6 protein-coding genes and 2 pseudogenes are annotated in these 6,995 nt (G+C 38.4%); 5 read left to right on the top strand and 3 right to left on the bottom strand.

Going from position 1 to position 6,995, the window contains the following annotated elements; all coding sequences use genetic code 11:
• A pseudogene (locus BLR76_RS10640) lies at nt 1-220 on the top strand (transposase); the annotation flags it as partial.
• A gap of 333 nt (nt 221-553) precedes the next feature.
• Nucleotides 554-1,342 carry an IS21 family transposase gene (istA, locus tag BLR76_RS10635; RefSeq protein WP_091268795.1) on the top strand — a complete coding sequence of 263 codons (789 nt, stop codon included), beginning with the start codon at nt 554-556 and terminating at the stop codon, nt 1,340-1,342.
• A gap of 55 nt (nt 1,343-1,397) precedes the next feature.
• Here the strand turns inward: istA and BLR76_RS10630 are convergent, their stop codons facing one another.
• The 3 genes from BLR76_RS10630 to BLR76_RS10620 are packed head-to-tail and all read right to left on the bottom strand — an operon-like array spanning nt 1,398 to nt 4,640.
• Nucleotides 1,398-2,438, bottom strand: coding sequence for a tyrosine-type recombinase/integrase (locus BLR76_RS10630; RefSeq protein WP_091268793.1), 1,041 nt, complete (start codon nt 2,436-2,438; stop codon nt 1,398-1,400).
• Nucleotides 2,431-3,399, bottom strand: a complete 969-nt coding sequence (locus BLR76_RS10625) for a tyrosine-type recombinase/integrase (RefSeq protein WP_091268791.1) — start codon at nt 3,397-3,399, stop codon at nt 2,431-2,433. Before BLR76_RS10625 ends, BLR76_RS10630 begins: the two co-directional genes overlap by 8 nt.
• A complete protein-coding gene (locus BLR76_RS10620) occupies nt 3,396-4,640 on the bottom strand; it encodes a site-specific integrase (RefSeq protein WP_091268789.1) in 1,245 nt (414 codons plus the stop codon). The genes BLR76_RS10625 and BLR76_RS10620 overlap by 4 nt, the downstream gene beginning before the upstream one ends.
• Before the next feature lie 275 nt (nt 4,641-4,915).
• Between BLR76_RS10620 and BLR76_RS10615 the strand changes: the two genes are divergently transcribed.
• The 3 genes and pseudogenes from BLR76_RS10615 to BLR76_RS12095 form a co-directional block, all read left to right on the top strand.
• The gene (locus BLR76_RS10615) at nt 4,916-5,632 is read left to right on the top strand and encodes a Mu transposase domain-containing protein (RefSeq protein WP_176759701.1); all 717 of its coding nucleotides are present in this window, start codon (nt 4,916-4,918) and stop codon (nt 5,630-5,632) included.
• The gene (gene istB, locus BLR76_RS10610; RefSeq protein ID WP_091268788.1) at nt 5,629-6,384 is read left to right on the top strand and encodes an IS21-like element helper ATPase IstB; all 756 of its coding nucleotides are present in this window, start codon (nt 5,629-5,631) and stop codon (nt 6,382-6,384) included. The genes BLR76_RS10615 and istB overlap by 4 nt, the downstream gene beginning before the upstream one ends.
• Nucleotides 6,385-6,692: 308 nt before the next feature.
• Nucleotides 6,693-6,995 (top strand): annotated as a pseudogene (locus BLR76_RS12095) (IS1634 family transposase); the annotation flags it as partial.

Genomic DNA, 6,995 nt, shown 5'->3' with positions numbered 1-6,995 from the left:
ATACTTTAAACATCAAGCGAAAGCACACCTGGAGAGCGATTATGGAAGACGGATCTATGCCCAGCGAAAGATTGACGTAGAAACTGTTTTCGGTCGGATGAAAGGTGTCTTTGGCATGCGCCGCGTTCATGTCAGAGGGAATCAAGCCGTGCATAATGACATTGGCTTGATGCTTATGAGCATGAATTTAACGAAACTGATCCTCGAACTCCGAAGAAAAGGAGGATGTACTTCTACATCTTCAGAAAAAATACAAAAGAACAATGAAGACCATCTAAAACCGACGGTTTTCATTGTTCTTTTTGTTTGTTAAGAGCTGGTTTTTTCCCAGCCCCTTAGGTCTACTATATTATTTCTGAATTATTTCTGAGTTAAATGAATATTGCGGATGAATAGAGCCACGTGTGCGGAGTTTAGAGCCACCAAATGCGGAGTACAGGACCACCCATTGCGGCGGAGAGAGCCACTGGAAGATAATAGCTAAATCGAATAAGCCTTCTGTATAATGATAGTGCATGCCTACGGGCATGACATCAATTACAGGAGGTTTTTTATGATTCAGTATCGTAAGATTCTTGAGTTACATTTTAATCATGTATCTCAGCGTACGATTAGTACGAGTGTTGGAAGCTCTAGGAATACCGTATCAGATGTCATCAAGCAAGCTGAGAAGCTAGGGATAGACAGCTTGACTGATGAGATGAGTAATCGCTGGCTTGAAGAATTTCTCTTTCCTGAGAAACTAGCCATAGAAAAAGGGTTTTTCCCACCTGATTGGGAAACGGTTCATAAGGAATTACAGAAGAAGAACGTTACCCTAAAGTTACTCCATATGGAGTATGATCAGCGGGCACGGGATGGTGGAAAAGTCCCCTATGCTTATCGGACATTTGCCGAGAACTATGGAAAGTACGCAAAGAAATACAAAGCAACCATGCCTATCCGGCGAAAACCAGGAGAAGTACTCGAGATTGATTGGGCCGGGTCAACATTGTCGATTACTGATCGTGGGAATGGCGAACAGCTGACGGTGTATATCTTTGTCGCTACGTTTCCCTACAGTCAGTACAGTTATGTAGAAGGTTTTTTAGATATGAAATCGGCGAACTGGTTAACCGGTCATATCCATGCTTTTGAGTATTTTGGTGGCGTACCCGAAACCTTGGTTCCAGATAATTTGAAAACGGGTGTATCAAAAGCACTACGTGGCGAACCGATTCTTAATGAAGCTTATCGTGAATTAGCTGATTACTATCAAACGGTTATCGTTCCAGGTAGAGTGCGGAGTCCAAAAGATTATCCCGAAGTTTTTATTATCCTGAAAAAAGGCAGTCACAGCTGATACTAACTGCCTTTTACTATACTTCTTCGTGATAACCATGAACTTTATAGTTTTATTACTTCAAGCCGCAGAGTTTTAGAATCATTTCTTCATCATCTTCCCAAACAGCCACCTCTTCACTAGAACCTTCATTCATGTTAGCTGCTTTTTCCAATGCATTTCTAATCATAGTAGTATCTGCAGAGGCATAAATGCTTGTTGTTGTAGAACTTACATGTCCAAGAAAGTCTTTTATATAGGAAAGAGGAATGCCTGATTGATATAAATGCATGGCCCTGCTATGTCTAAATAAATGGGCATGAACATTTTCAGGAACTTCCGGGCAGGAGATTCTTGCTTGCTTTGCATATTTTTTGATGAATACAGAAACATTATCGGGAGACATGGCTCCTTTTTTCCCTTTAATGACCGTGTAAAACAAATAATCTTCAGTTATTTTCAAACCCATTGGATGGAATACTTTCAAATATTCGTTTAAATGAAGAACGGTTTTTTCCATTAGTGGAATCGCCCTCATTTTATCTCCTTTTCCAGTAAGATAAATACAAGGTATATCAAAATCTAGAGTGATATCACGCAATTTTATATTAAGAATTTCTTGTACACGTCCACCAGAATCATATAGTAAAATCATAAAGAAGCGATTCCGCATTTCGTGTTTATTTTTTACATTTGGTTGAGCTAAAATTGATTTCAAAGCATTTTGAGACATATAGGATATTCCTTTTTTTGTTTCACGAAGTGCTGTGATAGTTTGTATATCCAGATATATTGACGTAAGGGAGGGTTCTTCAATCGAACAATAGTGCAGAAATGATTTTAAGGCAGCTAACCGCTGGTTTCTGGTTGAAACACTGCACTTTCTCGATATTTGAAGCCATTCTAGAAATTCATATACTTGCTTATGATTAATCATATCAAAGGTTATTTTCGTGAAAGGAATCCCTTTTTCATCAAGCAGAAAAAGCCGTAAGAGATTTAGCGTGTCACGATAAGCTTTGATTGTATTAAAGCTATAACACTTATTTTTAGGAAGATATACTGTAAGAAAGCTACGTATATACTTGAAAAAAGTATCTTCTATTGGTTTATTCATAATCCACCTCCGGAAGGAGGTGCTCAGATATATTAGTGGACTTATCTCGAAAAACAGGAAAAAACTCAGGAACTAGATGAAGGTAATAATCTGTATCTGCCTGATTTGCATGACCCATGTACATACTGAGGTAAGGTAAATATGCATTTATATCTTTCTCTTCTCGAACCCATTCATTTAAGCGATTGACAGCGAATGTATGACGGAAATCATGAACACGTGCAGAATTACCTGTATAACTCCTATCTATAATAAGATCATCCCAAAATAAATGAAACCAGTAAATAATCATTGATTTACCATAGAAGCTTCCTTTTTGATTAGGAAAAAAAGCCTTTCTATCTGGATAGAGTAATTCGATTTTTTCATTGTACTGTTTACATAAACGGATCATATCATCAGATAGATAAATGATTCTATCCTTATGTCCTTTCGATTCTCTAATGAATACCGATCCTGTTTTGATAGTCACATCCGATACATGCAACAGTCGTGCTTCCGACGACCGTAGGCCGGAACAGTAAAGAAGTCTAAATAATACGGGTATAACTAAATGTCGACCTGGACTAGATGGGCTGATATGACAGTTATCTATTGCGTTGAAGAATTCTGATAGTTCAAGAGTTGTAAATATGTGAGGTACATACCGTATTTGTTTTTTTGGTATGTTCGATGGCAAAATATATGATTCGATACCGATACTATTCATATATTTTGCAAGCTGACGTATAGGTGTAATTCTTCGTAAAAGCCCGTTTTGATGTTCGTTTTCTCTTATGGATGCCCAACTCATGACAATTTCAGAAGTAAGTGTATGCTCATTAGGAAAGTTTTTTAAGCAATAATTATCAAAATTATACAAAATCCTTCCTGAACTGACATAAGGGTAACCCAGTGATTGCTTTTGTTCAATCAAACCTTCTATATAGATTTTGAAGTGACTCCTGCATAGTTTGGTCATAATAACTCACCTTGTGTCACTTCTATTCCTTTAAAGCTGAGTGCGCAGGCTTTTAAGTGCTTTTTATCTGTAGACAGGTATACTTTGCTGGAAGATATGGACTCATGGCCTAATGAGTTAGATATTACTGGAAGAGGGATGTGTTGGGAAAGCATTTTTGCAGCTAAAGAATGACGGAAGATATGAAATCCTTTCCTCTGATCATCTGATTGCCGTAGACTTGCTTTTTTCATAACACTACGGCTGATAGAGTAACAGGCAGATCGGGATAGTTTTGTATGAGGTGACTGAAATCGAAGAAATACATAAGGAAGACCACTCTCGGGTCTTGCATTTAATAGATAATCAGATAGTGCATTGCCTACGTCTGGGAGGAGGGGAAGAATTAATGGCTTACGATTTTTTTGTTGAACAATACTGATTGTCTTATTACGCCATTCTATATTAGATAATCTTAAACTGATGATGTCACTACTTCTGAGACCTGTTCGTAACGCTATAAGAATCATTGCATAATTACGTTTACCGAGAAAAGTAGAGCGATTTATAGACTGCAGTAATTGATGTTCTTCGTGATCAGTTATCGTTGGGACTACCGTCTTTTTTCTGGATCCACTGCTGGGAACTGCCAAGACCAATTCTTTCTTCGATAACTCTGCTTTATAGAGGAATCTTAAAAAAGAACGAAGGCCAGATAGTACACTACGCATACTGGTAGCTTGGTAATTATTGGAGATAAATGGAATAAATGTTCTGACGTCATTAAACGTTAACCCGAGTATGTCTTTATTTAATTCTTTTTGTACATAGTATAAAAATTGTCTTGCAATAGTTTGGTATAACCTTCGAGTCCCTTTACCTTTTCCAAACTGAATAAGTGAGTTTGAATAGTCAATACATAACTGCTTCATTTCATTTGAAAGGGCGCCATCGGCGTCCCTAGATTGAACCTTCCAGCTGTAATTTCCTGTTTCATAGACTTCCAACAGTATGTGTACTGAACGTCGTCTCAGTTTGTAGCGCCATTCCTTGATTAGACCTTTGTCATAATCTTCTTTTGATTCTTGAACAAATTGATGAGCTAAGTCCCCCGAAAAGTAGGAACAGTTATGCAACTCGAAAAATAGAACCAATTCATTCCAAGCTAAACCATATTGGTAGACTGTAGAAGAGCTATGCTGGATAGGCTTTATCGCTTCCTCTGCCTGAACAATTAGCTCCGTCAATAGGGTGACTTTCATTATACTTCGCCTCCATAAATAAAATTGGGTAATTCTAATTTGATTATGGAACGATTGAAAAAAATGCGCAACTATTATCCTGAATATGTCTCCTTAAATGCTAATGACTGATTATTTAGGACATCAAGTTCGGGATAATGAAAACATCGGGATAATCTTTTTTATCCTGAGTTCAGGATAAAAAAGATAAAGCCAGTGTTGAAGGAACCGTAGGGTTCATTTCTAGACAAATTATAGCTGCCTTACGTCACTATCAATGTTTTGACCTTCATGATTTGAATCAACAAATCTGGAAGAAACTCAATGAACTGAATCAAGAAGCGTTTCAAAAGCGTCCAGGCTCAAGAAAAAAAGCGTTTGACGAAGAGGAAAAATCCTACCTTCACCCCTTACGTCAAACGCGATACAGATTGTCGGAATGGAGACACGCTAAGGTTCAATCCAATTACCACATTCAAATTGAACGCATGTATTACTCCACTCCTTACGAGTACATCCAAAGTGACGTCGATGTGCGTCTATCAAAGGATTTAATTGAAGTATACTTCAAAGAATCTCGCATTGCATCCCATAAACGATTATACGGAGAAACCGGGCAGTATTCTACTTTGACAGAACACATGCCCGATAATCATCGTTTGTATTTAGAGCACACACCGGACAATAATCGAGAATGGGCACAAACAATTGGACCACATATGGAAGCATTTGTAGAGAGATTACTACACAGTAGTTCAGAAAAAAAGGCACTTAATCAATTGATGAGCTTAAGAAACTTAGAAAAAAGATATTCAAAAGAGGACATGGATTTCGCTGCTCACAATCTACTCCTTGCCTCTTCTAAACCGACGGTTAGTGTATATAAAACCATCCTCATCAGAAATAAGAAACGTGAACAAGCAAAAGAAAATGGCTCAGTGACGAAGATGACAACGAATGAAAACTATGGGTTTGTGCGGGGCGCGAACTACTTTGGAGGAAACCGAAAATGAGAAACGAAGAAACCTTGCGAAAGTTAACAGAGATGAAAATGAGTGGCATGGCAGATTCATATAAAGAACAATGGAATCATTCTGATTATCAAGGGATGACATTTGAAGAACGGTTCAATTTACTCGTCGATCGCGAGTATTCTCGTCGACAGTCAAATAAACTACAGCGCTTGATTAACCAAGCCCAATTTAGTGAACCATCGGCAGCTATTGAAGACATTGAGTATCATCCTGATCGACATCTAGATAAACATCTTATTTTGGAATTGGCTACAGGAAATTACATTGAAAAGCATTTAAACATTATACTAATGGGCGCATCTGGTAACGGCAAAACATGGTTATCCAATGCCTTCGGCATTCAAGCCTGTCGACAACACTATAAAGTAAAGTATGTTCGATTACCCGAATTATTAGATGAATTCATTTCAGCAAGAAATGAAGCAGACGGAAGTTTTCGTCGATTGATTAAGAAATATAAGAAAGTAGATTTACTCATTATTGATGAGTGGTTATTGACCACTCTACCGGAAGAACATACCTTAACGCTGTTTGAGATAATCGAATCCCGGTTGAAGACATCGTCTACTATCTTTTGTTCACAAACCGCTCCTGAGGGATGGTATGAAAAATTAGGAGAAGCGCTCGTAGCTGACGCCATTCTAGACCGTATTGTCCACGATTCCTACAGTATTTTAATCGATGGTGAGGTGTCTATGCGGGAAAGACATGGCTTGAAGTCTATTCGATAGGACTCGAAGAAGATCGCTAACTACCACTTAAATCGATTAGCCACTGCCATTACCATGTCAGTGGCTTTTTTCTCCGCACTTAGTGGCTCACTTTCCCGCACTCAATGGCTCTAAACTCCGCATTGGTGGCTCAATCTGTCCGCAATACTCATTAAAACTCCTGAGTTTCGCACCTACAACTGAAAAATAAGCAAAGAAACGTTGATTTTATCAAATTAATCAACGTTTTTTCTGTCTTTTTGTTGTCCACTTATGTACGTTTATGATATACTAAAGAAAAGATCCTTATAGAGAGCGAGGCATCGGGAATGTATGTGGCGATTACTGGAAAAGGCTCTGCGCGTGTGATTCAGTTCGTTGAACAACACCGTATTCCCAAAACAAAGAAAAAGAAAACGGTTGTCATTGAAACGCTGGGAAATTACGAAAAGATGATCGCTGAAGACCCTCAGATTATTGAAGAGCTGAAAAAGAAAGCCAAACAGTTGACTGAAGAAAAGAAAGCACGTCATCAGCCAATTGCCATAGAATTAGAACGGCAACCTATTCGGTCTGCCTCTGACGCGGTCCCTTCGTACCACTTCGGGCACGCCGCTATTTTAAAGATATGG

The sequence above is a fragment of the Alkalibacterium thalassium genome (assembly GCF_900101165.1).
GTDB classification, from domain to species: Bacteria; Bacillota; Bacilli; order Lactobacillales; family Carnobacteriaceae_A; genus Alkalibacterium; species Alkalibacterium indicireducens.
Note: the sequence above shows the minus strand (reverse complement) of the source record. Positions and strands in the feature narration are given on the sequence as shown.